This window comes from Paenibacillus sp. AD87 (assembly GCF_001659845.1).
GTDB classification, from domain to species: domain Bacteria; phylum Bacillota; class Bacilli; order Paenibacillales; family Paenibacillaceae; genus Paenibacillus; species Paenibacillus marchantiae.
Map to the genome: position 1 here is coordinate 398,033 of NZ_LXQN01000019.1, position 26,277 is coordinate 424,309.

Annotated in this window: 24 protein-coding genes; 14 read left to right on the forward strand and 10 right to left on the reverse strand. The window is 45.3% G+C overall.

Features of this window, described 5'->3' with window-relative positions; all coding sequences use genetic code 11:
• Positions 1-92 precede the first annotated feature (92 nt).
• The 4 genes from gpAD87_RS25500 to gpAD87_RS25515 all read left to right on the forward strand — a co-directional run bounded on the left by gpAD87_RS25500 (position 93) and on the right by gpAD87_RS25515 (position 5,777).
• On the forward strand, positions 93-1,127 hold the full coding sequence (locus gpAD87_RS25500; RefSeq protein ID WP_331710928.1) for an LCP family protein: 1,035 nt from the start codon (positions 93-95) through the stop codon (positions 1,125-1,127).
• 335 nt (positions 1,128-1,462) lie between these two features.
• Positions 1,463-2,110 carry a hypothetical protein gene (locus gpAD87_RS25505; protein ID WP_231952844.1) on the forward strand — a complete coding sequence of 216 codons (648 nt, stop codon included), beginning with the start codon at positions 1,463-1,465 and terminating at the stop codon, positions 2,108-2,110.
• 65 nt (positions 2,111-2,175) lie between these two features.
• The gene (locus gpAD87_RS25510; protein ID WP_064641655.1) at positions 2,176-2,979 is read left to right on the forward strand and encodes a hypothetical protein; all 804 of its coding nucleotides are present in this window, start codon (positions 2,176-2,178) and stop codon (positions 2,977-2,979) included.
• Between the two features lie 230 nt (positions 2,980-3,209).
• On the forward strand, positions 3,210-5,777 hold the full coding sequence (locus tag gpAD87_RS25515; RefSeq protein WP_064641656.1) for a DUF2339 domain-containing protein: 2,568 nt from the start codon (positions 3,210-3,212) through the stop codon (positions 5,775-5,777).
• 413 nt (positions 5,778-6,190) lie between these two features.
• On the opposite strand, the gene gpAD87_RS31975 is transcribed toward gpAD87_RS25515, so the two are convergent.
• Positions 6,191-6,346 carry a hypothetical protein gene (locus gpAD87_RS31975; RefSeq protein ID WP_157258566.1) on the reverse strand — a complete coding sequence of 52 codons (156 nt, stop codon included), beginning with the start codon at positions 6,344-6,346 and terminating at the stop codon, positions 6,191-6,193.
• Positions 6,347-6,567: 221 nt separating this feature from the next.
• Here gpAD87_RS31975 and gpAD87_RS25520 point away from each other — a divergent pair, with 221 nt between their 5' ends.
• Both gpAD87_RS25520 and gpAD87_RS25525 read left to right on the forward strand, forming a co-directional pair.
• Positions 6,568-7,239 carry an FHA domain-containing protein gene (locus gpAD87_RS25520; protein ID WP_063567756.1) on the forward strand — a complete coding sequence of 224 codons (672 nt, stop codon included), beginning with the start codon at positions 6,568-6,570 and terminating at the stop codon, positions 7,237-7,239.
• Positions 7,240-7,395: 156 nt separating this feature from the next.
• Positions 7,396-7,974 (forward strand): class I SAM-dependent methyltransferase, encoded by a 579-nt coding sequence (locus gpAD87_RS25525; RefSeq protein WP_064641657.1) that lies wholly within the window; start codon positions 7,396-7,398, stop codon positions 7,972-7,974.
• Positions 7,975-8,235: 261 nt separating this feature from the next.
• On the opposite strand, the gene gpAD87_RS25530 is transcribed toward gpAD87_RS25525, so the two are convergent.
• From gpAD87_RS25530 to gpAD87_RS25540, 3 genes are read right to left on the reverse strand one after another with little or no spacing between them, the layout of a single operon-like run.
• Positions 8,236-10,551, reverse strand: a complete 2,316-nt coding sequence (locus tag gpAD87_RS25530) for a carbohydrate-binding domain-containing protein (RefSeq protein WP_064641658.1) — start codon at positions 10,549-10,551, stop codon at positions 8,236-8,238.
• Positions 10,552-10,573: 22 nt separating this feature from the next.
• Entirely contained in the window at positions 10,574-11,257 is a 684-nt protein-coding gene (locus tag gpAD87_RS25535) for a DUF4956 domain-containing protein (protein ID WP_063567759.1), read from the reverse strand.
• Positions 11,250-12,068 (reverse strand): polyphosphate polymerase domain-containing protein, encoded by an 819-nt coding sequence (locus gpAD87_RS25540; RefSeq protein ID WP_063567760.1) that lies wholly within the window; start codon positions 12,066-12,068, stop codon positions 11,250-11,252. The genes gpAD87_RS25535 and gpAD87_RS25540 overlap by 8 nt, the downstream gene beginning before the upstream one ends.
• Positions 12,069-12,319: 251 nt before the next feature.
• On the opposite strand from gpAD87_RS25540, the gene gpAD87_RS25545 reads away from it, so the two are divergent.
• Genes gpAD87_RS25545 through gpAD87_RS25555 form a run of 3 tightly spaced genes read left to right on the forward strand, consistent with a single transcriptional unit; the run spans position 12,320 to position 14,667 of the window.
• Positions 12,320-12,997, forward strand: a complete 678-nt coding sequence (locus gpAD87_RS25545; protein ID WP_063567761.1) for a response regulator transcription factor — start codon at positions 12,320-12,322, stop codon at positions 12,995-12,997.
• The gene (locus gpAD87_RS25550) at positions 12,997-14,298 is read left to right on the forward strand and encodes a sensor histidine kinase (protein ID WP_064641659.1); all 1,302 of its coding nucleotides are present in this window, start codon (positions 12,997-12,999) and stop codon (positions 14,296-14,298) included. Before gpAD87_RS25545 ends, gpAD87_RS25550 begins: the two co-directional genes overlap by 1 nt.
• Before the next feature lie 45 nt (positions 14,299-14,343).
• Positions 14,344-14,667, forward strand: coding sequence for a hypothetical protein (locus gpAD87_RS25555; RefSeq protein WP_231952847.1), 324 nt, complete (start codon positions 14,344-14,346; stop codon positions 14,665-14,667).
• Between the two features lie 127 nt (positions 14,668-14,794).
• On the opposite strand, the gene gpAD87_RS25560 is transcribed toward gpAD87_RS25555, so the two are convergent.
• Entirely contained in the window at positions 14,795-15,562 is a 768-nt protein-coding gene (locus gpAD87_RS25560; protein WP_064641660.1) for an SDR family NAD(P)-dependent oxidoreductase, read from the reverse strand.
• A 195-nt stretch (positions 15,563-15,757) separates the two neighbouring features.
• Between gpAD87_RS25560 and gpAD87_RS25565 the strand changes: the two genes are divergently transcribed.
• Positions 15,758-16,396, forward strand: a complete 639-nt coding sequence (locus tag gpAD87_RS25565; RefSeq protein WP_064641661.1) for a TetR/AcrR family transcriptional regulator — start codon at positions 15,758-15,760, stop codon at positions 16,394-16,396.
• A gap of 18 nt (positions 16,397-16,414) precedes the next feature.
• On the opposite strand, the gene gpAD87_RS25570 is transcribed toward gpAD87_RS25565, so the two are convergent.
• The gene (locus tag gpAD87_RS25570) at positions 16,415-16,927 is read right to left on the reverse strand and encodes an acyl-CoA thioesterase (protein ID WP_063567782.1); all 513 of its coding nucleotides are present in this window, start codon (positions 16,925-16,927) and stop codon (positions 16,415-16,417) included.
• Between the two features lie 208 nt (positions 16,928-17,135).
• Positions 17,136-17,759: an acetate uptake transporter gene (locus gpAD87_RS25575; protein ID WP_063567767.1), complete on the reverse strand. Its 624-nt coding sequence runs from the start codon at positions 17,757-17,759 to the stop codon at positions 17,136-17,138.
• Between the two features lie 643 nt (positions 17,760-18,402).
• Here gpAD87_RS25575 and gpAD87_RS25580 point away from each other — a divergent pair.
• Positions 18,403-18,579: an aspartyl-phosphate phosphatase Spo0E family protein gene (locus tag gpAD87_RS25580; RefSeq protein ID WP_053782597.1), complete on the forward strand. Its 177-nt coding sequence runs from the start codon at positions 18,403-18,405 to the stop codon at positions 18,577-18,579.
• Between the two features lie 118 nt (positions 18,580-18,697).
• Here gpAD87_RS25580 and gpAD87_RS25585 read toward each other — a convergent pair whose 3' ends face one another.
• Entirely contained in the window at positions 18,698-19,627 is a 930-nt protein-coding gene (locus tag gpAD87_RS25585; protein WP_064641662.1) for a response regulator, read from the reverse strand.
• 446 nt (positions 19,628-20,073) lie between these two features.
• On the opposite strand from gpAD87_RS25585, the gene gpAD87_RS25590 reads away from it, so the two are divergent.
• Positions 20,074-21,492, forward strand: coding sequence for an alanine/glycine:cation symporter family protein (locus gpAD87_RS25590; RefSeq protein WP_063567770.1), 1,419 nt, complete (start codon positions 20,074-20,076; stop codon positions 21,490-21,492).
• A gap of 210 nt (positions 21,493-21,702) precedes the next feature.
• On the opposite strand, the gene gpAD87_RS25595 is transcribed toward gpAD87_RS25590, so the two are convergent.
• The gene (locus gpAD87_RS25595) at positions 21,703-22,557 is read right to left on the reverse strand and encodes a methyl-accepting chemotaxis protein (protein WP_063567771.1); all 855 of its coding nucleotides are present in this window, start codon (positions 22,555-22,557) and stop codon (positions 21,703-21,705) included.
• A gap of 271 nt (positions 22,558-22,828) precedes the next feature.
• Here gpAD87_RS25595 and gpAD87_RS25600 point away from each other — a divergent pair, with 271 nt between their 5' ends.
• Positions 22,829-23,521 (forward strand): Crp/Fnr family transcriptional regulator, encoded by a 693-nt coding sequence (locus tag gpAD87_RS25600; protein ID WP_064641663.1) that lies wholly within the window; start codon positions 22,829-22,831, stop codon positions 23,519-23,521.
• Between the two features lie 147 nt (positions 23,522-23,668).
• Here the strand turns inward: gpAD87_RS25600 and pepT are convergent, their stop codons facing one another.
• The gene (gene pepT / locus gpAD87_RS25605; RefSeq protein WP_064641664.1) at positions 23,669-24,907 is read right to left on the reverse strand and encodes a peptidase T; all 1,239 of its coding nucleotides are present in this window, start codon (positions 24,905-24,907) and stop codon (positions 23,669-23,671) included.
• Between the two features lie 315 nt (positions 24,908-25,222).
• On the opposite strand from pepT, the gene gpAD87_RS25610 reads away from it, so the two are divergent.
• Positions 25,223-26,257: an NADH:flavin oxidoreductase/NADH oxidase gene (locus gpAD87_RS25610; protein WP_064641665.1), complete on the forward strand. Its 1,035-nt coding sequence runs from the start codon at positions 25,223-25,225 to the stop codon at positions 26,255-26,257.
• Positions 26,258-26,277 lie beyond the last annotated feature (20 nt).

Below are 26,277 nucleotides of genomic sequence, written 5' to 3' on the forward strand. Positions count from 1 at the left end.
TGTCATTTCTTGTATAGCAGATTATAACGTAATCTATTGAAAACGTGTTATTAATATAGTTAAATGATTCTAAGACCGTTATTAAAGGAGATATGATGGAGAACAGTGCCGCACATTTAACCAGACGGAAGCCGAAGAAACCGAAGAAGAGATGGAAGAAACCTTTGATTATCATCCTGAGTACTTTGATTGTGCTGGGGGGACTCGGATTTATCTATCAAAAGCAACTCGTTGTGTTTGCATTTAATCTGTTTGCTTCGGAAACCGTAAAGGAAACGCTCGATGAATCCTTCAAGCCTGTTGGCGATAAGGATGCACCCGTTGTAGAACATACCAATCCATTCTCGCTGTTGTTGCTAGGAATTGACCAACGGGATAACGAACCAAGCCGTTCTGATACCATGATCTATTCTGTTGTGCGTCCGGAAGAAAATAAAGTGTTGCTGCTGTCGATTCCACGTGACTCCTACACCGATATTATCGGCCGGGATGTGAAGTCGAAGATTAATTCAGCCTATGCACATGGTGAAGCCAAGATGGCGATGGATACCGTGGAGCATTTGTTGGAAAACAAAGTCGATTTCTATGCCGCGATTAATTTTAACGGACTCAAGGATATCGTTGATGCGGTTGGCGGTGTTGAATTGCCGATTAAGAAAAATATTGAGAACAAATCGAAAGCACATGAGAAGCTGTTTGTTGAAGCGAACAAACCGATCTACAGCGGCGAAGAAGCGCTGGGCTATGTGCGTTACCGGGAAGATTCCGATTTCAATCGGACGATGCGGCACCGTCTTTTTCTAAGTGCCTTCATGAATCGTGCGCTTGAGGTCAAAAACCTGACCAAGATCCCGGACGTTATCCAAATCGCTGGATCGAATTTTACAACCAACATGAACTCGGATTTCATCGTGAAATTTGCCGAGTCTCTATATATGAAAGACAGCACGCCAACAATCAGCAATTACATGCTGAAGGGTGAGGGCGCAACGCGTAGCGGCACATGGTACTATGATTTGTCAGAGAGTGATCTGCAATATGTGCGGACCCTGCTTGCCAACTGGCTGGACCCGGATGCCACTGAAATTATGGAGCCGGAGACGGCGGATACGAAAGATCCGGCGTAACTTATTGGCAACAGACTTCCATTAACAATATACGTTATCAGGACAATTTAGAAAGAAGCCCAAAGAAGATTAATATTTCTGGGGCTTCTTTTCTTAATATTAGTTAAAATATATTATGACTAATATTGATTATTAATTATATTTTTTCAAGAGTATTAATATTTGAGTTAGTAGAACTGGAAAATATAAATACAATAAGAATTATTAACTAAAAAAATTGTCGAAATATAGTCTTTATGATTAATTTAACTATTAATGTATTAAATTATAATTTTTTGTTATATGGTTAGTTGGCTCAAAAAAATACAGATGGAGGTTTTTAAGTGAGAAAAATAATGAAAACTTTGTTGGTAGGAGGGCTAGCATTTAATCTATTTGCGATTAGTGCTTTCGCCGATTCGGTTAGTGAAGATGATACGCACTACCGAGCTCCAGTAGAAACAGTTAAAAATGGGCAGAAGTACATAGATGGGCTGCCTTATTACACACAAGATGATATCAAAAAAATTGATTTGGAACAGACTAAAAGAAACATTAAAGTTGAAAAGTTAAATGAAGATGTGATTAGCACAATGGGAATTAATAAATGGACACTTGTTAGTCAGTCATCTTACTATACGGGGCATGATTACGATACAACAAATAATTATAGTAAAGAGCCAGCGAAATTGTCTGTAAGCACTACATCATCTATGACTGCTGAATTATCAGGTAGCACAAAATTTGGTTTTTTCAGTGTTGCAGAGGTAGATATGTCCATGAAGGTAGGCGCAACATTTAGTAGAACTACTAATATTGAGGTAATTGTACCGGGCTATAATGTTACTCAACTTAAAACAGCAGTAAAAGCTGTTCAAAGAAATTATATGTATACTGATAATTATTCTGATGATGGATCAATGGGGCCTGAAATTCGTTTATCGGCTTCAAGTTATGACAATAATGGTGGAATTGAGAAATGGATATTTACTCATCCAATGTGAGAAATTTTATTAACTTTAGTCCTCCTTTTCATACAGGAGGACTAAAAAGATAAGGATGGTAATGAATGAAAATATTTAATAAACTGATTTTTCTTACAATATTTACAGTCATTTTTATAAATGGATGTTCTACTAAAAGCGAAAATTTATCAATTAAAGAAACTAGTCAATCTTCGGAACAAAACGAGTTGTACAACAAACTAAGAAATTTAGATGTATCTAACGAAAATCATTTCATTTATAATGCAGATTCTTTTGAAAAGAAGAATATAACTTTGACATTTACATTCGCCATTGAGAATTTAGATATAGATCATATTTCACTTTATGCTGATAAAGATCAAGTCATGAAAGACGTAACGATCATTAACAAAGAAGAAAATAAATTAGTTATACAGTTAAATGACTTCATACCTTATTTCAATAATGTGTATATAAATTTAAAAAATGGTACTGATCTAAAACTTGATGTGGGTGAGTATTATCTAGAAAAGTTTAGTATGGATGATTTTTCTAATTACAAAAGTGATTTAATGATTATAGAACAATATCACGATAGTTTTGAAAAAGGAAAGTACACTATGTATGCAGTGATTACGAAAAATAATAAATCCAAGATTAATTATATATTACCAAAAAAAACAATGCCCTATATTAAAAATTTGAGATTTACACAAAAAGATTTAAATGATGAAACTGTTAAATACTCCTTGAGTTTTGAGATGGATAAAGGAATAGTTAGTGATAAGAAATTAGACGAAGTATATTCAGAAGTGGCTTTAGTACAGAATTTTATGGATAAAAGATGGACTCTTGTCAAAAGTAGTATTTCTATTCGAAAAACAGATTTTATAGAGTTAAATTCATAATTAACTCAAAAATGTTTTTACCGAACTAATTTTATTCTAATGAGAACTGGAAATTTAATTTTGGGGACAGAAACATAGAAGCGAAGCATTAGTATATCCATAAGTTGTTTAAGAGACAACAGGATGCTAATGTTTTTTTTATTTATTCTTTGGGTAAGAACATCTTTATTTGTTCCATAATATAGTAAAATATAGGGGATGAATTCAACATCAACCAACGGAGGAAGCTCATGAAAGAGTTCAAGGATCGGCTTCACCAGGTTCAGGAGCAGCAGAAGCAGCTGGTAAAGGAATATAATGCTCTGCTTCAGGACTATCAATCCGATGACCTGATCGTGCAGAACGAACAACTGCGAACGCAATATGAAGCGCACCAACTCAAGCTGCAACAGCTTGAAGTACGCACACGGAAAATGGAAGAGGAGAATGCCCGTCTTCGCATGGCTCTATCCGAACAGATGCTGGATGAGAAATTGAATCTCATTCGTGTATCCCAGGAGAAGATGGAGACCTACTTTCGGGGAAAGACGAGTGTACATAATGATCGGCTCGTGGCGCATGAGCACCGCGCCAAAGTGAATTTGAATGCCATATTCAACCGAGCTTCAGAGGAACTTCAGGGTGATGCCCGTGAGATGAAGGAGAGAATTGCTCATCTGGCTGCTGAGGTGCAGGAACGAATTGAGGCGCATAGACAGACCCTGTGGGAGAGAGAAGAGGCACTACGCGGTCAGATGCAACAAGGATATGAGCATATGGCGGAAGAAGGCTTAAGCGAAGAGACCATTCAGCGGCGCATTCGCCAGAACCGGATGGAGATGAAGATTGGCCTGAGCTGGATTAATAAGGTCGCCATCCTGCTCATTATTCTTGGCGTTGGAGCGGCTTTTCGCTACTCATATGCGACCTGGTTCAACGATGAGATGAAAGGCGGCGCGTTTTTCCTGCTCGGCGTGCTCATGCTTGCCGGGGGTGAGTGGCTGTTCCGCCGCAAGCGTCAGACGTTCGCGATGGGGCTGCTGGGAGGTGGGATTTCCGTTCTATTTGGCTCGATCTTCTACAGTTACTTTTTACTGCATATTATCGGGTTATATACGGGACTTGCCTTGTCGGTGTTGGTTTCGGCCATATCCGTGCTGCTATCGTTGAGGTATCAGTCCAGGACCATCTGCTCACTTGGTTTGGTTGGAGGGTATTTACCGTTAATCTCCTACATGGCCTATTTCGGCCTTCAAGGTTCGGCTGTGTATGTTGCCATGATCTATCTTCTGCTCTTAAACGGAATTATTGTTTTGATTTCATTTGGCAAACGATGGCCAATCGTGCACTATATCAGTTTTCTGTTCAACACACCGTCCATGCTCATCCTGTTATGGCTCTCACCAAGTGAGAAGATTGGCATGGTGTATTCCATTGTGACATTTGCATTATATCTCGGCATTACACTGGCGTATCCGTTTAAACATCGGGTGAAGTTAACCTGGTGGGACTTTGCACTGCTCGCCATGAATACGAGCATCAGCTGCCTGATGTTATATGTATTGTTCGATGCAGCGGGCTGGAATGACGCACAAGGTTTGCTTGCTCTGATTTTTGCTCTGGTCTATTTCGGGCTCGCCCGTTTTATCCAGCAGAGGATGCCTCAGGAAAAGCAGACCCTTCTATTGTTCTACGTGACTTCACTGACCTTTGCCATTCTGATTATACCGTTCCAGTTTGGTGCGAAGTGGCTGTCTATGGGCTGGCTGATCGAAGGAATTCTGTTGGTTACGCTCGGACATCTGAAGCGGTTCAAGTTGGTGGAACGTGCTGGATGGGGAATCGTGCTTCTGTGCATGTTCACCTTTGTGTACTATGACGTGCTGGTGCTGTTCATCATGGGGGAGCAATCCTATTTCATGCTAAAATACTCCTGCATCACGCTGGGTGCGCTACTTATTACACTCTATTACGCCTTGGATCGCAACGGCTCCCTATCCGGAGAGAAATATCATTATAGCCAGATAGAGCTTGGCTTTTTGAATGCATTCAAGTACATCACACTCGCCAATCTGTGGTTATATGTGCTGTATGAATCGAATGAATTGTATATGAAAGCAGTTGATGACTCATTCCTGTTATACCTGTTCTACAAATGGCTGATGTTCGCTGCGCTGACCATTGCCATGGCCTATGGATTGAGTAAAGTGAGGCTTTTGCGTGATCGGATCGTGCAGGGTTACATCGTCTTCCTGCATGCGGTGGGCTGCTGTATTGCACTGGCAGTAACGTTATCCATGCCGGCACTTCAGTCGGATGTTCAGCAGCATACAGCGGCTGAAGTCGTAGGTTTACTCGTATTAATCATCTTTAATGTGGGCGTGTTCTTTGCAGGAAGGGATCTGCTGATCACGGCAATCCGCGGGCAGTTCAAGAGCGTTGAATGGTATCCGGTTATCGCAGGGGTCTATCTGCTGGGTGTCATCACCGTTTTCCTGACAGTCCAGTTTCATTGGGGAGATGTAGGGCTGTTATTTAGCCTAATCTATCTGTTGCTTGCGATCCTGTACATCGCCTACGGGTTCCGAAGAAAATATGTGATGATTCGGCGCCTCGGTCTGGGCCTGACGTTGTTTTCCACCGGGAAAATGGTGTTCTATGATGTGGGATTGCTTACATCGGGCAGCAAGATCATTGCCTATTTCAGCTTTGGCGTACTGCTGCTTGGCATTTCTTATCTGTATCAGAAGGTGTCGAGCCGGATGGAGGAAATTCAGGCTAGAGAGATAGAACAGTCTAATGAATCCGATCTGCCGTAGGATGGAAAAAACCAATTTTAGGATATTCGATACAGCATTCACAATCTTTGGGGGAGGGATACAACATGGGATTTGATCTGAGTATCATGTTATGGCAATTATTATGGATTGCTGGCTCTGTAACTCTTATTGTGTATGGGTGGAGGAAACTTGGTATCAGAAAAAAGCGGCGCTGAGGGCGGGGAATGCCGTTGCAACATCGCTTTTGACATAAGTCATTATCGGATGAACTTTTGGTATCCATATCATAAATATGCATTAAAATGAGGCTCTTGAGCGCTGGTTTTTAGCGTCCAGGGGCCTTATTCTGATGAACGGATTATGATCTGAACCTCATTCAGAATAGCATGACCCAGCATAAGATGACATTCGTGAAACGTTTTTTCTGTTGATCACGTTATAATAGAGTATACTTACGGCTGGGTATTCAGTTGCAACCATGAAGTTTCGGTTGTGGTTGTGCCTTTCAGTGATTCTCCGCGATCATCATTGATGCGGGAGAGCACCGTTAATGTAATGGACAGGGTGAAGGCGAGCAGCACATATATGAAAATGTTTTTTTTGTTCATGATGAGGGACCTCTCTTGTTGATTGGGCAGGGCATGGATACGACTGTTATGAGAAAAAAGGCACAACGTCTGGTATAGTAGAGAAAAGCATATAACGATGCCTGTATACACTATATAAATTATTATGGATGCAAACAATGGAACAAATCTGATGAATTTATCATTATTTATGAACGGGACGCTCATAGAGATAGAGTGATATTTGAAGGTGGGAGAATAACATGCGGGAGACGGCAAAAATCGTCATTCGTACGCCAGGGCAGGAAAGTGACGGTTCGTTCGCTTATGTCAGCCAGGGGCGTTCTATTACAGTGGGGCGTTATACGGGTGGAGATGAACTGGACTTGTCTGTCTACAATCAGTTGATATCGAAGCGGCATTGCCGCATTCATTATGATGTGCAGCAGCAACTTTGGATTGAGGATCTGGATAGTAAAAATGGAACGGAATTGAACGGGCAGCGCCTCGTTCCTTATGAGAAATACCCGTTTGCCGAAGGAGACAGCCTGACCCTGGTCAACGGCTTGATTCAGCTCCGCGTAGAAGGGGATCTCGAAGAAACGAGAGAATATCGGCTATCTGACCTGCTGGGCGAAGGCGTGCGTTTACAGGATCACCTGCAAACGGTGCAGATTGGAGAAGTGGAGATTCCACTGTCCAAGAAGGAGTACCAACTGTTCAAGCTATTGTACAGCCAGTTGGATCACTTTGTGACACGGGAGCAGATTGTCGGCCAAGTGTGGCCGGAGAGAAGCATGCTGGAGAGTGAACCGGTAGGCATTGACGAGATTAACTCGCTGATCTACCGGACGAATCGCAAGCTGGGCGTACATTTTACAATCAAATCGGTGTACAAAAAGGGTGTATACATGAAGTCCCATGTGCCGGACTGAATGCGTGGAATGAGCAGCGGGATGGAATGGAGATACAGCCAAAATAGAATAAGAAGAAGGAAGCTTCTGTCAGGTTTTTTAGACCTGGGGAAGCTTCTTTTGTTATGATGAAGGTGCAAATGCCACCTCTTAATTAAAATCCAAAGGGTTGAGGTTATGTTCATATTTCAATTTATCCCATGGCTGATTGCTGTGGTGACACTTATATCGGTAGTATCCATCGTGCTGGTCAGTTGGGAAAATGGAATCTCACCGATGCCCACATCCAGCATCGTCAGGCAGGCAGTCATTCAAGAGGTCAACCGTATTCCCGGTTACGGTGACGTGATTGAAGCAGGCTCCGGCTGGGGAACGCTCGCACTGGACGTAGTGAGGCATTGTCCAGGCAAACGGCTAACGGGTATTGAGAATTCAATTGTTCCCTTATGGGCCTCCCAACTGATAGCTTTTCTAAGTGTCCGTTTACGGCGAGCGAAGGGAAAGCGCCACTCTCTGGAGGGACGGTTGCGATTCATCCGTGGCAACATCTATACCAGTTCATATGAACACGCAGATTGCGTCATCTGTTATTTGTTCCCTGGAGCAATGAATCGACTCGTCGACAAGTTCACTCGGGAGCTGCCTCCGGGAGCAAAGGTGATTAGCGTCTGTTTTGCATTGCCAGGAAAGATACCGCTACGGACGATTACATGCCGGGATACGCTGCGCACCAAGGTGTATGTGTATACGTTTTGAGTGCTAACGAACCTTAGTAACGTTATTCCTTCACAATACGTTGTCAGAACCTACAAAATCGGCCCAATTGACGAAATAACGTCACGGCGATTCGTTAGATTTCAAACCAAGGGAAATGGGAGTGAATAGCGTGTACCAGGTTCGTTAGAGAACAAAATATCAAAAACAAGGGATGGCCCGCGTCATATTCATGACTTATGGGACATCCCTTGTTTTTTAAATCATCTTTTTATGTGGGTCATTTATGGTCGGAATCTTAGCTTATTTTGCGCTATCCGTTGTACCTGTGGTGTTGGTTGTTGTGCCCGATGTACCAGACTCTGTTCTGTTTCTGCCGCCTCCGAATCCGCCTTGGCCGCGACCTCCGCCTGGACCACCCATACCTGAATTGGCAGTTGTTACACCAGATTCATTCACCCAAGTTACATTGCTTGTGGATTGGAAGGCAACCACTTTGGTTCCACCACTATACGTTCCGTCTGTATAGAGTCCATCCAATGCTTTGCCCGTCGATGTTCCGCCGGAGTAAATCACGTAAGATCCATCCTTCTTCAGATCAGGGGAACTAACCACAACAGATTGATAATCTTTCGCTGGAGCAAAGGTCAGGATGTTATTGCCTTCACTGTCTTGCACATGAACGAGTGTGCCTGCTTTTTGTGTTTCAGGGTATGTCATCACGATTGTATTTTGAGTTGATGTATCGGATGTACCTTGTGCCATGCCGGAACTGCCGGCAGCGACCAAATATCCACCACTCATCTCGAATGTACCATCATAGTCGAGTGGACCGTTGCCATTATCCGTTGGACCGTTCACAATGACCGTTCCGTCTGTCATATAGATGGAGCCATTCGAATCCAGTCCATCGCCGCCTGCATTTACGGTGAGGGAACCGCCGTTGATATGAAGCTCACTGTTGCTGGCGGATTCACCCGGCATACCACCTGGCCCACCGCCTTGTGGGCGAGCATTGCTATTCGCGTCTGTACTTTGATTGGACTGATCCGTAGTTGATGTTGTGCCAGTCGTCTCTGTAACAGAAGTGTTGGAGACTGCAGTTGTATCGGTATCGGCTGCTTTAGTACTGTCATCTGCAGTGGTTGCAGCATCAGCATCAGCGTCAGTTGCAGTTATGTCACCCGAAGCATTCACGCCATCATCTGATGCAGTCACATCCACATCCCCATCGTTCAGGGTGATGATTGCACCTTCAAGGCCTTCGTAGCTCTTGGCAATGGTGATCGTTCCGCCGTTAATGGTAAGCTCCTGATCTGCATGAATGCCGTCATCACCGGATTCAATGCTGAACTTGCCGTCATTGACAATTACATTGTTGTTACTGTGCAGGGAATCATCCATGGAATCAATCGTATACGTACCGCCATTGACGGTGAGGTCAACTCCAGCTTTAAGTGCTTTGGCACTCGTCGTTTCTTCTTCTGTTGTTGTGCTTGTGTCTGCATCCGCAGTGGAATCAGCAGGTGCTTTGGCATTTGTAGAGCTGGATGGAGCTGCGCCTGTTGCGTTCGTGCCATTATTGCTCGGCATATCAGCAGGTGGTTCACCATCCGGTGGTGTACCCATATCGGTTGGAGGTGTACCGCCACCCCATCCGCCGCCGCCAAATGGTCCTTCTTCTACTTTTTCTGGTGCATTGGCACTGCCGCCTCCGGTTACGATGTTAAATGTGCCGCCATCCGTAACCAATGCGGTTTCCGCTTGAATGCCGTCGCTGCCGCTCTGGATGTTGAATGTACCTCCAGCAATGGCAACGAAGCCTTTAGTCGTATCCGTATCGTTTGTGGATTTAATGCCGTCACCTTCTGAATCAATGGTAATGGTACCGGCTTGAATGGCCACCATATCTTTACCTTTGATGCCATCATCCGCAGATTTGACGTTAATTGTGCCACTGACGATTTTCAGATCATCCTTGCTCGTAATACCTTCATTGTAGTTGCCTGTAACCGTCAGCTTGCCTGTACCATTGAACGTCAGGTCTGCCTTGCTGAAGATGGCTGCATCCGGCTCATCCGTTGTAGCGTCGGCGTATACGTATGTCTTGCCATCGGAGACAGCATTCTCGGTTCCTTCCTCCAGCGTAATGATAGCTTTGCCCGCTTTCTGGATATAGATGGCTGCACTGTCGTTATCATTGATTGTTGCTCCGTTTAATACGAGATGTACGGTGCCCTTATCAGCAACATTAACTACAATCTGTCCATCGGTAAGCTTGCCGCTAAGTACATAGGTACCCGCTGCGGAGATGGTTACTGATCCATTTGCTGCTTTTGCACCCGATCCTGTGATGGAAGCGGTCGTCCCGTTCAGCTTAATCGTTGTGGAATCTGTTGCACTCCAGCTAACGTTGGTATCGTCTGCATCCATTGTGACCAGATCGGCATACTTCACCGAGGTTTGTTCACTGACGGATACGGTTTTGGTTGTCCCTGTCGTTGACACTGCGGCGTTTGCAGTGCTGTTGGTTGCTGCCGGAGCGCTGCAAGCCGTAACCATTGCAGTAATCATCGCGACGGACCACAGTTTGCTGCCAGTTATGATTTTCTTTTTCATATTATATCGTTCCCTTCGAATTTTAATATTCAGTGGCTGTTGGACTCATAGTTAACGAGATATCCAGATTACCGTTTCGGGTACGGATCATGTCGAGGAATTCTTTTTGATTGACACTTTCATGAATGGTTACGTTGTAGACCAGCTCGTACAGACTGCCAAGTTCGGTTGTTCTGATTTTTTTGAGCTCATGTACGACATTGAATTTGTGGAATACTTCGTCCAGTGCTTCTTCGTAACTCAGATTCTCGGGAATAGTCACTTTCAACGTTTTTTGCTGGCTTTTCTTCGCTCCGAAGTTGAAGCGGCTCAGGACAAACATCAGTACACACAGGATGATGGTGAACATTACGGCATAACCGAATGCGCCTACACCGCAGGCAAGACCGGAAGCCATGGTGAACAGAACATAAGCAATGTCTTTCGGGTCACCAGGCGCACTTCTGAATCGGATGATGGAGAAGGCACCCGCGAGGCTGAATGCACGGGCAATGTTGCTGCCGATCAGAAGAATGATGATGGCTACGATGACTGGCAAGACGACCATAGTTAGTGTAAAGCTTTGGGAGTAGGTGCTTTGATTGGTCTTCATGTATGTCAGGCTGATAATGGCCCCCATAATGATGGCAAGGCCGATGGTAACAATGGCATTGCTGAAGGTCAGAGTTGTATCGGTTAGTGCAGAACTAAAGATGGAATCAAGCATACAGGACACGCTCTCTTTCTGTGATTGTTTTTTCTTGTTCTATGGATGGGTTGAAATCGGTACCCGGCAGCAATTCTCGTTCAGTCTGGTAGTTCAGGTTGGTTGTTCTGGCCAGATGTCTGTACTCATTGCCGTATTTCGAGAATCCGGTGCGGTAAAGACCGTGTTCGGATAACAGTTGGGAGAGCCACATCGGAACGGTTTTCTCGGCTTTGACTTCCATCAGCCAGCGTCCGTCTTTCACCAGCGGCTCACCATAATCTCCTTGCTCCAGCTTCAGATCGTATCTACGACTGCGGATGTTGGTATCAAAGGTGATGCGGAGATCGCGGCTGTTCTTGTCGAACAGTGCCTTGCGTTCATACGCCAGATATACTTTTGGTTCCAGATCGTACAGCCGGAGGAAATACTTGATCTCTTCGACAACCTGTTTGTTCATGTAATCGGCGAGATCAGGCGCTTTGCCTGTCCGAACGAATTCGTAGGCTTCATCCAGCTTCAGGGCAGTTCGGCGTTTGTTCACCAGGCCAAATACTTTCTTTTTGATCTCCAGATATACCTTCGCATTCTCTTCAGGAACTCCGTATGCCCGTAGTCTCAGCTTCTCCTTGTATTTGGGTTTGGAGAGACTTGCGCGGATCAGGGAGTCCTGCGGAGTGTCGAAGTACAGATTGCTGATGGAGTAAAACTCGTGTTTCTTGTTAAAGGCGTCCAGCTCCATATACTTCAGCAGATCGGTGTAGAAGTTCTCGTATTGCTCATCTGTCAGGAGATACTTGCTCTCATATCGGTTGAATACTTCAATTGCCATTGGGGTTCAGTCCTTTCATCCATGTTTTGTATGTTTTGTTGCATCGTGTATTGCTTCCATGTCTGTATCTTAGAGCGCCAACCTTGAATGAATCTTAAATGATTTTACATTCTGTTGATCTTTTTTTACCTTCCTTTAATAGTTCGCGAAAAAACTGAAATTAAGATTGATTCAAGGTTCGGTTGCTACAATCGTTGGTATAATAGATTGACATATATCGAAACCAATTCATGCAGAGGAATGAAGAACCGATGAGAATACTAATTGCGGAAGATGAGGTTCATTTGGCAGAAGCCGTATCGCAAATATTGAAAAAACACAATTACTCTGTAGACATGGTGCATGACGGGAGATCGGGTCTGGATTACGCGCTAAGTGGAATCTATGATCTGTTGCTGCTGGACATTATGATGCCGGAAATGGACGGGATTACCGTGCTGAAGAAACTGCGCAGCGAAGGCAATCATACGCCTGTCATTCTGCTCACAGCTAAAGGAGAAATTTCAGACAAAGTGACCGGGCTGGATTATGGAGCCGATGATTATATAGCAAAGCCCTTTGCCACGGAGGAATTGCTCGCACGGATTCGGGCAGCCTTGAGAAGGAAGGGAGAAGTCGTTCCAGAGGATGGACTGAAGTTCGGTGACATCGAACTGAACACGACGCAGTTGAAGCTGAGTGTGCAAGGCAAGGAGATCAAGCTGAATCTGAAAGAGAATGAACTGCTGGAACTGCTAATCACGCGCAAACAGGCCATTACTTCCAAAGAGCAGATTATTGAGAAGTTGTGGGGTTTCGATTCGGAAGTGGAGTATAACAATGTGGAGGTGTACATCTCGTTTTTACGCAAAAAATTAACCTTCCTGAACTCCTCGGTCCGCATCAATACGATTCGGGGTGTGGGGTACGTACTTGAGGTGACGTCCTGATGTTCAAGAAACTCAGAAACCGATTTCTGATCGTGAACCTGGTATCCATCTCGATTATGATGCTGGTTGCCTTTGCCACGATCTACATCATTACGTACCAGAATGTACAGCGGGAAACCAACATGGAGTTGTTCAAAGTGTCGGATTTCTATCATGGTCCGTACAACTCCAGCAAGATGCCGCGCGGTGATGACAGGGGTTCAGTGGCAGGATCTCAGCCATCCGATTCCATTGCCGATGGAGCACCGGGGAGTGATCCGAATTCACCGCCAGGACGCTCTGTATCGTTCATGGTCAAGACGGACAGTGAATGGAAAATCACCGATGCACACTCCAGGTTTGATATGGATGACACGTTCTATACTGAAGCTTTGCAAAAGGTGAATAAAGTCGAAGATCTTGATCGGAAGACCGGACAGTTTACACTGAATGGAACGGACTGGGCTTATGTGATCGACCCGAGCAGCACAGGGCATATGATTGTGTTCATCGATGTGACGGCCCAACAGGGCATCCTTACGAATCTGATTTATACTTTTGCCGTCGTAGGTTTGATCATGCTGATCGTTATCTATTTCCTGAGCCGCTATTTCGCCAATCGATCCATTACCCCGGTTAAGGAAGCCTTTGAGAAGCAAAAGCAGTTCATAGCCGATGCTTCACATGAATTGAAAACGCCGCTGGCGATCATTAATACCAACACAGATGTGCTTCTCGCGAACCGGGAGGATACGATTGAGAATCAAGCTAAATGGCTGCATTACATCAAGTCGGAGACGGAACGCATGTCGGGACTGACGAATGATCTGTTATATCTGACTCAAATTGACGATTCAAGATCCTCGATGATTCATGCCAAATTCAATATGAGCGATGCGGTGGAGACGATTATTTTGACGATGGAAGCCGTAATTTTTGAGAAAAATATATCTCTGGACTACAGCATTGAGCCGCAGCTCATGGTCCATGGCAACAGCGAACAGATCAAGCAGGTCATTCTGATTTTGCTCGATAATGCTGTGAAATACTCCAGAGCCAAGGGCTCGGTCAACGTATCGTTGAAGAAACAGAACAATGACGTTGTGCTGGCCGTTTCCAACACGGGAGAAGGCATTGCGCACGAACATCTGGACCGGATCTTCGATCGCTTCTATCGCACGGATGCCTCCAGAGCACGGAAACATGGTGGACATGGATTGGGTCTTGCGATTGCAAGGTCGATCGTGGAACAGCACAAAGGTGAGATTTACGCCCGCAGTGTAGTAGGGGAAGGTGCAACATTTTACGTTCGTTTATCCTAGGGATAAGGAATAAGGCATGTCTGTTGTGGGTTAACCTATGCTACAATGGCAACAGAACGTATGAATCAAGGAGCTGACTTTAACGTGACTGAAGCAAATTCAATGAATGAACAGGAAATGAAGGCATATATTGCAGAGAAGACGAAGGCAAGCGAAGCGAATATCGCTCTTGTCCTGAAGCATGAGCAGGCGTACATTAACAAGGCGCATGAAAATGCCAAAGGCGACGTGGATATCGACGGTGACGATCTGGCCGACTACATTTTGAGCCGCAAAGATGTAAAGCTGGATGAACTAACCGTTGAAGGCATACTGGATGCTGAAATGGACTACTTGATGGAAAAAGGTCTCGCAGGCTACGTGGATTAAATTTAAATCAATCTATTAAAAAAATGACCTCAGCCTCCACGTTATTGTGGAATTTGAGGTCATTTTGGATTGTACACTCGGAAATACCTTTTAAAGCGTCAGCCAAGTTAGGCTAGCCACATTCTTCTTATTGACCCATCATACCGCCATCGACAGTATAGAGCGAAGCGGTGACATACGAAGCTTCTTCGGATAACAGGAAGTTCATGATGGCTGCGACTTCTTCCGGTTCACCATAGCGGCCCATCGGAATTGCGGATACGGTAGCTGATTGATAATCTTCCACATTACCGGAGTTTGCTTCGATTTGACGCATCATACGGGTATTAATGGTGCCTGGCAATACCGCGTTAACCCGAATACCATGAGGCGCGAGTTCATTCGCTGCTGTGCGGGTGAGGCCAATCACGGCATGTTTGGACATAATATATGGAGATACGGCTGGAGCACCCATCAGACCTGCGAGGGAAGAGGTATTCAGAATCGCACCAGATTTTTGTTTTTTCATGACAGGGATGACGTTCTGCAAACCAAGGAATACGCCGCGCACATTGACGTTATATACGAGGTCGAGCGCTTCAACGCTCAGATCCTCGATCAGTCCGGTTGGACCTTCAATGCCGGCATTGTTGGCAAAATAATCGATACGACCAAACGTATCAAGTGCTTGCTGCACATAGTTTTTCACGTCGGCTTCCTGAGATACGTTTGCTTTCACCGCAATGACGTGCTCCTTGTCGAGTTTCAGATCCGTGATGGTTTGCTGGATGGCTTCTTCGTTCAGGTCGACCAGCACCAGATTAATTTTGCGCTCAGCAAGGCGGCGTGCCAATTCTTTACCGATGCCTCCGGCTGCTCCTGTAATCACGGCTGTTTGGGTATATGATGTACTCATCATGTATTCGCTCCTTATAAAATGAAATCAGGTGAACTGTGAGTGAACATTCAACCTGTGGTCTAACGTTCCTATCTCAATGTTAAGATATACATAGTAATGTGACAATCATCATTGACAGCGCATATGTCAGCTATCGGACAGAGATGTAAGCGGTGTTCATTTAGGTTACAATAATGGACAGAGGAGGTGGGAATGTTGATTATCGAACACCCTCAGGATCGGAGAGCACGAAGAACGCAGGATGCCATCATTGCTGCGGCAGTTTCTTTGATATTGGAAAAGGGAGCTGAAGCCGTCACGATTCGTGACATTACGGAGCGGGCAGATTATAACCGGGGAACGTTCTATTTACATTTTCCTGGTAAACCCGAGCTATTGCAATTCATTCTGGATGATTTCATGCAGGGCGTGGGACAAGCTTATGAATCACCTTACGCCGAGTTAAAAGAAGTGGATATGACGGCATTGCTGCCATCAACGATGCCTGTATTTGAATATATCGAAGCACATCAGGATATCTTTCGAGCCTTGATGACGATGCATGGGGATATGGGAACGAGACTCTGCAATATGTTCAGAACATATTTAACCGAGGATTTTGTATTGGTGACCGAAGACAGCGACTACACCATTAATTACGATATCATGCTAAGTTACCTGGTATCTGCGACCGTTGGTGTGATTATGCACTGGGCGGAGATTGGGTTCAAGTATTCTTCCCACTACATGGGAGAACAGCTGACCGCGCTAATTAACATCAAACCGACCCGTCTCCTGATTGAACCAGGGCAGAAGGGCCGGACCATTCATGAACGCATGCTTCAGGACTGAATAGCGTGCCTGATTCTCTTATTCCCAAGGATAACTAACGGTGAGGAAGTCGGCGAAGTTCTTGCTTTCTGCCCGCCGTTGTTTCCGCATGGCCGCCCGGGCTGGAGCAGTCTCGTATAATTTCTTCTCTTCCTCCGTCTCCGGAATGATGCGAGGGACAATGAGTTTACGGTTATTTTCATCCAAAGCGACAAAGGTAAGGAATGCGGTCGCCGCAATCTTCTTCTCCCCCGTCTTCAGATCCTCGCGGATCACCTTCACAAAAATCTCCATCGAACTTCGTCCCGTCCACGATGCGAAGGATTCCAACGTCACCGAATCCGTCGGATTAATCGGATACAAGAAATCGACCGAATCGGTCGAAGCCGTAACGGTATTGACCCGGCACAACTTGGATGCGGCGATGGATGCAATGTCATCGATATAGGACATGAGTTTGCCGCCAAACAAGGTATTATGGTTATTTACATCGGTTGGAAATACTCTTGCCGTCTTGAAACAACGTGTTTCGCGCACATACTTTCTCTCCACTTGATCTAATTCCGTAGGTTTAGGTATCTCTCTCATTCTTTGTAGTCCTCCTGACAGTATGGCTGATGGACTCTGCAAGATATGCCACGTCCATCCTCTCTATATGTTAGTTCTAGTATAGGTGTCGGTCACATCCCTATTCAAGTGAAGCATAATTCAAAAAAACCGCCAGGCGCGGACCGGCGCGCTGGCGGTTTGATGCTGTATATTAAGCCTTGGGTCTGAAAATGCCAGCCGGCTTGCCGATGGGCAAGAACGTATAGCCGAAGTGAGCGTTCAGTACGGAAGCACCTGTGCCGTACAACGACACGATTCCAATTCCCATTTCAGCATAAGCTGCGATGGTATGGAAGATATGAGGAGCTACGCCGAAAGCGTCAAAGGTCAGGCCAAGGAACAGGAAGTCAATGAGAATGAAAATGATGAGCAATACTTTGTTGGCTTCCACGGCACCCAGCGTCATGAACAGGGTGAACACGAGGTATCCGGCAAAAGCAAATCCGAGCTGCTTGCCATCTGCCTGTTCCGCAAGAGTGGAGCCAAACACGCCCATTTTGATCAGCCAGTTGGCACCCATCGCGAACCAGAAGAATGCGTATGCGCCGAAGGCAGTTGTACCAAAGGTATTGTTGCGTTTGGAATCTTGAATGCAAGCGAACAACTGGGCAAAGGCACCGAGGAAAATCGCCCAAGGAATGGCGTAGCTAAGGCCGTCTGTAATGCCAAGCTTTTGGGAGGAAGCGACCAGAGTGACGATGGCCAACCCAAATAATCCCATCGCGCTGGGATCGGCGTTTATGATTTTGACTTTAGTCTGTGAATCGGTTTGCATGGTGTTGATGAGCCTCCAATAATCAAATCAGGATGATTCGTTCGAACTGAACCGTCCTCTATACTTCGTAATTCGTATCCGCCTGGTCCGGACACACACGTCGCCCTATTGTACCTGAATGTATTTCGTATGAAAAGGGATTTTATTACCTTTTGGGGCATTATCCGTTCCTTTGTAAGGCTTGTGTTAGAGATCAAGAACGAAGAGATCGGTTTTTTGGTGGAAAAAGACGGAAAATTACATGTGCATTCCCTGGAAGAAGGGATAGTATGAATATGTTGTGGAATGGATCAACGAATTAAAGTGATCTAACGATGAAGCACCTCTCTATCGGTATAGGGTAACCCCTTGGGTAAGCCTGTAGATAGAGAGGTGTTTTTTTGGTTTTTTAACATACACAATAATGACACAACTGTTTGAATATGAAGTTAGTGGGGAAAATTTGCTTATGAAATTGTAATCTGGCCTTCAATTAGGCGTTGCAGAGCCATTTTCGGATCGTCTTCTAGGGATAGCTTTAGAGACTTTCAAAAATTGGAGAAGGATACAAAACATCCATGTGAACTATGCCATATGTTAATCCAACTATAGATTGACAGGAAAACCTAAAATGTAACACAGAAATAGGGAGGGATTAGACGCGATGGTTATGAGTTTGGAATTGAAAAATCAAATAGAGAAAGCCAGACATAACCTTCATATGTTGGTAGAGCATAACGAGGGTAGATTTGGACATCCCGATGTGCTTCAGCAGTCCATGGTACTGGATGAATTGATCAATGAGTATAATCGAATGCACTTAAGCAAGCCGAGGGCTTGATGGATATAGATGAGCTTTTTTTGCATGCGCACATGATAATAGCTGGAATAGACAGCAGGAAGAACGAATGCTGTATCATTCCAGTTCAATCATGAGCGCATGTTTTTTTTGTTACTCCTCAATGCAACAGCCGCTTGGCTTCCAGATACAGTACCTGAACGAACTTTTTGGTATTAATGCGGGTCTGGGACAAGGAGGGCTCCACATTGTTTTGTAGTTCCAGCATTTTCTTGCGAATCTCCGTAAAGTCAAAGAACTTCGACGCGTAATTCTCAAACTTCGGATGTGTGTAATCCGTGAGTCCGAGCGATACGACATGGCTTAATGTTTGGAAAATTGCACGGCGAACGCGCTGCTCAGATGCTTTAATCTCCTTCGTTACTTCCGCTGGTGAGGCATCGGAACCCAGTTTGCGTATGGCTACATTCTGGAAGATATCCTTAAGTGATGGGAACGTGTATGGAGAGAGCTTATGCTCCTCCGTTTCAATCTGCTCCAGGTATTCCAGCATGTCCAGCAAATCTCTGCTGCCCGCTTCTCCGATCATGCCCATCTCGGATAGTAGGAAATGTCCTGCTGTGGTAATCGTTTTGTCGGGGGCTGGTGTTGAAGCACGTTCGGAAGATTGCAGTCTGGACAGTCCTTGCAGCGTACGCTGAATATCTGCGATGGATTGCTGCATACGCAGACGTTCGTCCACCAGACGCAGAACAGACAGGATCTCCAGCCGATTAATCGGCTTCGTAATATAATATTCGATGCCAAGCGAATAGGCTTCCCCGATCATATTTTTCGACTCAATCTGGGAGATCATCACGATCTTGCCATCGAACCTTCCTTCAAGTGCACGTATCGTCTGAATCCCGTCTCGCTGCGGCATGAGCAGATCAATCAGCAGAACATCCACCTTATGCAGCTCCAGCAGTTCAGCATGAATATGAGCTCCATCTTCAGCTTCCCCAGCAATCTCGCCGAGCCCCTCATCTTCAATAATATCCATCAGCATGGATCGAACCCCAGGATCATCATCCACAATAAAATAACGCATTTCCGTGTCCTCCTTTCTGATTAAGTTAACTCCTATATATTCCGTTCTCTGCATCTATAAATGATCTTTCCCTGCTATTAATGTCCCCTATTATCATACTTGGTTGTATATCCCGATGTGAAGACCCGTGTATGCTGACGGATATGTCAGATAAAGTAACAGTGAATGGATAAACGTTGCTTATTTATAAAAAATTTAAATGTTTCCGTGTAGGTATTTGTCGGTTTCCGTAGATGCCCCTGTAGTATAGGTAACACCCGAAAATGTGGATTCCGAGATGTGCAGAATGGTGCAAACGATCTCTTAACTATCGTACTGCAGCAGAGATCTGTCCGTCTGGAGCGATAGAACTGCATGCCTTTATGAAGTAGTATGAGAATTTTTCGCTCAGTCATACAGCTGGGGAACGCTTTTTAACGAACCGTCAACGAAAAGGGGCATAGCCAATGGAGCAAACAATACAAGATATTATTGCAGTTTTCAATGATTTTCTGTGGTCCAAGCTGTTAATCATCTTGTTGGTCGTATGTGGTTTGTATTTTACGACCAAGACCCGGTTCATGCAATTCCGCATGATTGGGGATATGGTGAAAGTGCTCAAGGAGCCAAAGAGCAAGGAGCCCGGCAAAATTTCGCCGTTTCAGGCATTCTGTATCAGTATGGCGGCCCGCGTGGGAACCGGGAATATTACCGGTATTGCACTGGCAATCGCACTGGGGGGACCAGGGGCTGTATTCTGGATGTGGGTTATCGCAATTTTTGGTTCGGCTTCGAGTTTTGTGGAGAGTACGCTTGCTCAAATTTATAAAATCAAAGATAAAGGCGGATTCCGCGGAGGGCCGGCTTATTATATGGAGCGTGGCCTCGGGAAACGATGGATGGGGATATTGTTCGCAATTCTCATTACGTTGTCGTTTGGTTTGGTCTTTAATGCTGTGCAGTCCAACACGATTACAGTCGCATTCAAAAATTCATTCGGCATCGATCGGTTGACGGTAGGTATTATTATGGCCGTTGTGTTTGCGGCAATCATCATGGGTGGTGTTAAACGGATTGCCAAGGCGTCCGAATATATCGTCGTTGTCCTTGCTGTGCTGTACATTGGCGTGGCTGCATTTGTTGTTCTGTCGAACATCACACAACTTCCGGCCATGATTGCGCTGATTGTGAAAAATGCCTTCGGCATTGAACAGGTCGCTGGTGGTACACTTGGAGCCGCGCTGATGAATGGTGTCAAACGTGGTTTGTTCTCCAATGAGGCGGGTATGGGTAGTGCGCCGAATGCTGCGGCTACGGCGGATACAACACATCCGGTCAAACAAGGGCTTATTCAGGCGTTTGGCGTGTTGACGGATACCTTGGTCATTTGTACAAGCACGGCCATGATTATTTTGCTATCAGGTGTATACAAAGGTTCCAATCTGGGTGGAATTGAATTAACTCAAGCGGCATTAAGTGTGCATATGGGTTCATGGGCGTCCGGATTTTTGGCAGTGATGGTGTTCCTGTTTGCCTTTAGTACGCTCATCGGGAATTATTACTACGGGGAGACCAATATTGAGTTTATCAAATCCAATAAAGGTTGGCTGTGGGTATACCGTGTGTGTGTTATCGCGATGGTGCTGTTCGGTGCCGTTGCCAAGGTCCAGCTGGTATGGGATTTGGCGGACCTATTCATGGGGCTGATGGTTGTGGTGAATCTGATTGCCATCCTGATGCTGTCCAAGGTGACATTCGATGCGCTGAAAGATTACAAGAAACAAAAGGCCGAAGGACGTGACCCGATCTTTACTCGGGACCGTATTCACATTCCGGGCGAAGTGGAATGCTGGGAGTCGGAGGCCGAGGTAGTAGGAACAAAATGAAGTGAAGTTGCTAAATAACGAAGAAATAACGGATACAAATACAACAAGAGATCCACATACACTACGATAAAAAGACAAATGAAAAAACAGGACTTAGAATTTCCGTCACGGGGACGGGGACTCCAAGTCCTGTTTATTACATATAAAGTAGTTAATGTTCAGTATATCTGGTGGAATGGGTAACCGTCCTATCGGGCGATGTATCTGCCCTTAATCGTTCACAGAGTAACTGATGAGTTGTTCAGACAGAGCTTTCATGCGTTCTCCGGCTTCATTCAGCTTCTCGATGACATCCGTAAAGGAGGATACGAGCGTGGCTTGCTCCTGAGAAGAAGCTGCAATCTGGGATACTTCGACTTCCATCTGTTTAATAACCTGTTGTACATCTTTTAAGCTGATATCAATATCGCTGGTAGCCTGTTTGGCATCGACAGAAAGTTTGCGCACTTCCGTTGCGACCACACCAAAGCCTGCTCCGGCTTCACCTACACGCGCAGCTTCGATAGCGGCATTGAGCCCAAGCAAGTTGGTCTGTTCAGAAATTTCACGAATGAACCCGGCAACTTTGTTGATCTGAGACGAATTCTTTACCGCCAGGCGTGTATTCTCCAGAATCTGTTCGCTGGTGGCCTGCAATTCCTCCGCATGAGCGGCAACGTGCTGGACCATTTCAACCAGGTTTCCATTAATCGTTTGGTTTTCTTGTATAATAGCTTCAAGCTGATTCTGGTTCGATTGATCATACGATACGCAGAAAATAGCAACGACCTGATGATTGTCATCAAAGATCGGTATATTAAGGACATCCAGCTCAATACCGTAGTATTCTGCCGGCAGGTGGGTCAGAGAGGCTTCGTTTCCGTTCTTGAGAGCGGTAAAGTTCTTATATCCATCCAAAAGAGGATCGCCTTCGTTGAATCCGAGATTGAACTTTTCGGTGGAGACAGAATACAATACCTTCTCGTGATCATACACCGTTAGACTGGCTGGTTCTCTAAGAATCAGACGGATATAAGGCATTACTTTCAAAAGGGCATCTACAACGTTCATAGTAGGTCGAACCATCCTTTCTTTATTTGGATTCTAAATTAGCAGTTGTAACTATGCTTATTGCTTTATCTTTCATCGGATAAGAGTGCGCTATCATGTACTCCTTTTTTCATAAAATATTGTCATTTTGAAGGCTGATTTTTAGAATATTTCCCATTTAAATGAATGTATTGGATATAAAATCTAGTTGTAACTATTTTTATATCAAGATATTTGTACGAACCTATATCGTTTATGGGACATGTGTCCATTGTATATGTAGATTCACACAGGGGGTTTATCCGAGATGAGAGAAATTATGGACTTTGGATTGCTGCGCCAGCTTGCGCGGGAGCATGGCCTGGATCAGGTGCTCGACGAACCTGCGCTTGCTGAATTAAGGTTGCTCGAAGCCTCCAAAGGTGAGATTATATGTGCCAAAGGTGAACGGCCCGAACGATTATATTTTCTCGTCCAGGGTAAGCTCAAGATTTATACAACACTGCCGAATGGCAAGTCTTTGTTGCTTCGTTTCAGTATGCCTCCTGCGCTGGTAGGTGATCTGGAGCTGGTCAATGGCAAGGAAGCCAAAAACACGGTGGAATCCGTCAATAAGAGCCTGCTGCTCGGTGTAAGCTATCGCTATCTCAAGAATACATATGCTGAAAACCCGAAGTTTCTCCATTTTATGCTCAGTCATGTGACCCACAAATTATATACCTTCTCGAATCTGTCGAGTCTTAATCTGCTTTATCCTGTCGAGAGCCGTTTTGCAAGCTATTTGTTGTCCACGATGGAGCAGGGGGAGCAGATCACAGAAGAAATCCAGACCTCCAAGCTAACAGAGCTGGCGGATATGCTGGGCACGAGCTATAGACACTTGAACCGGGTCATCCATGACCTCCGCGATCGTGAAATCATCCGCAAAGAACAGCGCAACATTGTCATCTGTAATCTGGATCAGTTGCGCGAAATTGCGGGAGGTAATATGTACGAATAAATAAGGATAGATCTGCTATTATACAGCATTCTTAATCCATTAGTACGACAAAAACACCCTCTGCATGTCCTATGCCAGAGGGTGTCCTGCATCCACCTGTCGGTGGATGATCCATTTGAATTGCTGTGCTGTAGCTTTATGTTTGAATTAAATATCTCCACGCTGTTCAAATAATTGAGCAATTTCCACGATGACCTGTGTGGCCTTCACCATATTATCCACCGATACATATTCGAATTTGCCGTGATAGTTCTCCCCGCCCGTGAAGATGTTGGGTGTAGGCATACCCATGTACGAGAGCTGGGAACCGTCTGTGCCTCCCCGAATTGGGCGGATGACAGGTTCGATATCCAGGCGAGTCATCGCTTCATGTGCAATATCGACGATCTGGCGCACAGGTTCGATTTTCTCACGCATGTTATAGTATTGATCATTCAATTCAATGGAAATGCTTTTCTCGCCATATTTGCTTTTCAATTCGCCCACGACATCCAACAAATACGCTTTACGTTTCTCAAACTTCTCCCGGTCGAAGTCCCGGATGATGTAGCTCATCTTGGTCAGTTCGACGTCTCCCTCGATAGATAACAAATGATAGAATCCTTCATAACCTTCTGTGAATTCGGGAGCTTCCTCCGCAGGCAATCGGCGGTTCAACTCCATCGCAATTTTAGCGGAATTGACCATCTTGTTTTTGGCTGTGCCCGGGTGCACGTTGGTGCCCCGTACTGTAATTTTGGCAGCCGCCGCGTTGAAACTTTCGTATTCCAGCTCACCGAGAGGTCCGCCGTCCACCGTGTAGGCATATTTGGCGCCAAAAGCAGGCACATCGAATTTATGCGGCCCACGGCCAATCTCTTCATCCGGGGTAAAAGCAACACGAATCTTTCCGTGTTTTAATTCCGGGTGTTCAATCAGGTAGGCCATTGCCGTCATGATCTCGGTAATACCGGCTTTATTGTCCGCACCAAGCAGTGTTGTGCCATCTGTTGTAATCAGGGTGTGGCCTTTATATTCACGCAGTTCAGGGAAATCAGTGGTGGATAACACTACATCCAATTCCTGATTCAGCACAATATCCTGTCCATCATAGTTATCGATTACCTGTGGTTTGACATCTTTGCCTGTGAAGTCGGTTGCTGTATCCAGATGAGCGAGGAAACCGATCACTGGAACATCCTTGTCGGTGTTGGATGGCAATGTCGCCATCACGTAGCCATTATCATCCATGGTCACTTCCTGCAATCCAATGGATTTGCATTCTTCAACCAGGTATTTACCCAAGACCAGCTGGCCTGGTGTGGAAGGGCAAGTCTCACTATTTTCATCGGATTGTGTATCCATTTGAGCATAGGTTGTCAGTCTTTGAATTAAAATATCTTTCACCAGTAATCGCTCCTTCGGCTCGGTTTAATATAGTTGGGTATAGTATAACCTGTATGTCTGTATGGCTATCATATCATGTTTTGGGGTCATTTCGAGTTGTGGTGAATGCATCAGAGGAAAGGGTCAACTAGGTATAAAAAAGGGTACTATCTCACAAAAAAGTACGTACTTGTATTTCTATAGGTTAGGTTCATAATGGTTATTGAGGATTTGGAGCAGGACAACTGCGGCAAGCATGGGCAGCTGTTTTCCGATCTGGAAAACAAGGAATTGCCTCAACATATATCATCATATTGAATAGGAGATGTAATTGAAATGACAGAGAAATTATTTTCCCCGTATCAATTCAAGGGACTTCAACTAAATAACCGTGTCGTCATGGCACCGATGTGCCAATATTCCGTTACTGCCAAAGACGGTATTCCGAACGATTGGCATCAGGTACACTATGTAAGTCGTGCGGTTGGGGGTACAGGGTTGATCGTGATCGAGATGACGGATGTTGATCCAGACGGACGTATTACCGACAATGATTTGGGCATCTGGTCAGATGAACACATTCCTGCCTTTACCAAGCTGGTGGATGGCATTCACGCTTATGGCTCCAAGGTGGCGATTCAGATCGCGCATGCTGGACGTAAAGCAGAGGATGCGGCTCGACCTGTAGCTCCATCGGTGGTTACCTTCCCTGGAGAGAGCTTCAATACGCCACATGCTTTAACTACAGAGGAAACACAAGCCATGGTACAGAAGTTTGCGGACGGTGTACGCCGCGCAGTAACTGCTGGGGTCGATGCTATTGAGCTACATGGTGCACATGGTTACCTCATCCACCAGTTCCATTCTCCGCTGATGAACCATCGCGAGGATGCGTATGGACAGGATCTTTCCCGTTTTGGTGTCGAGATTATTCATGCAGTGAAAAAAGAAATGCCTGAAGATATGCCTCTGATTATGCGGATTTCGGCAGTGGAGTACGCTGATGGCGGATATGATATTGATCATACCATTGAAATTTCCCGTGCCTATCAGGCAGCAGGCGTGGATATGTTCCACATTAGCTCCGGTGGTGAAGGACCTTCCGGACAACGTAAACCGGGTAACTACCCTGGTTACCAAGTGCCGTTTGCTCGTCGTTTCCGTGAAGAACTGAACGCTCCTGTCATTGCGGTAGGCATGCTTGAGGATTCAGCTCTGGCTCAAGCAGTTATCGGCAACGGTGATGCAGATCTGGTCGCAGTTGGCAGAGGCATGTTACGTGATCCTTACTGGGCGACTCATGCAGCTCTGGAACTGGGTGTTAGCAAAGATAAAGCGGCTATTGCACAGCCGTATTCCCGCGGATACTGATCTTAATTAGAACATTTATA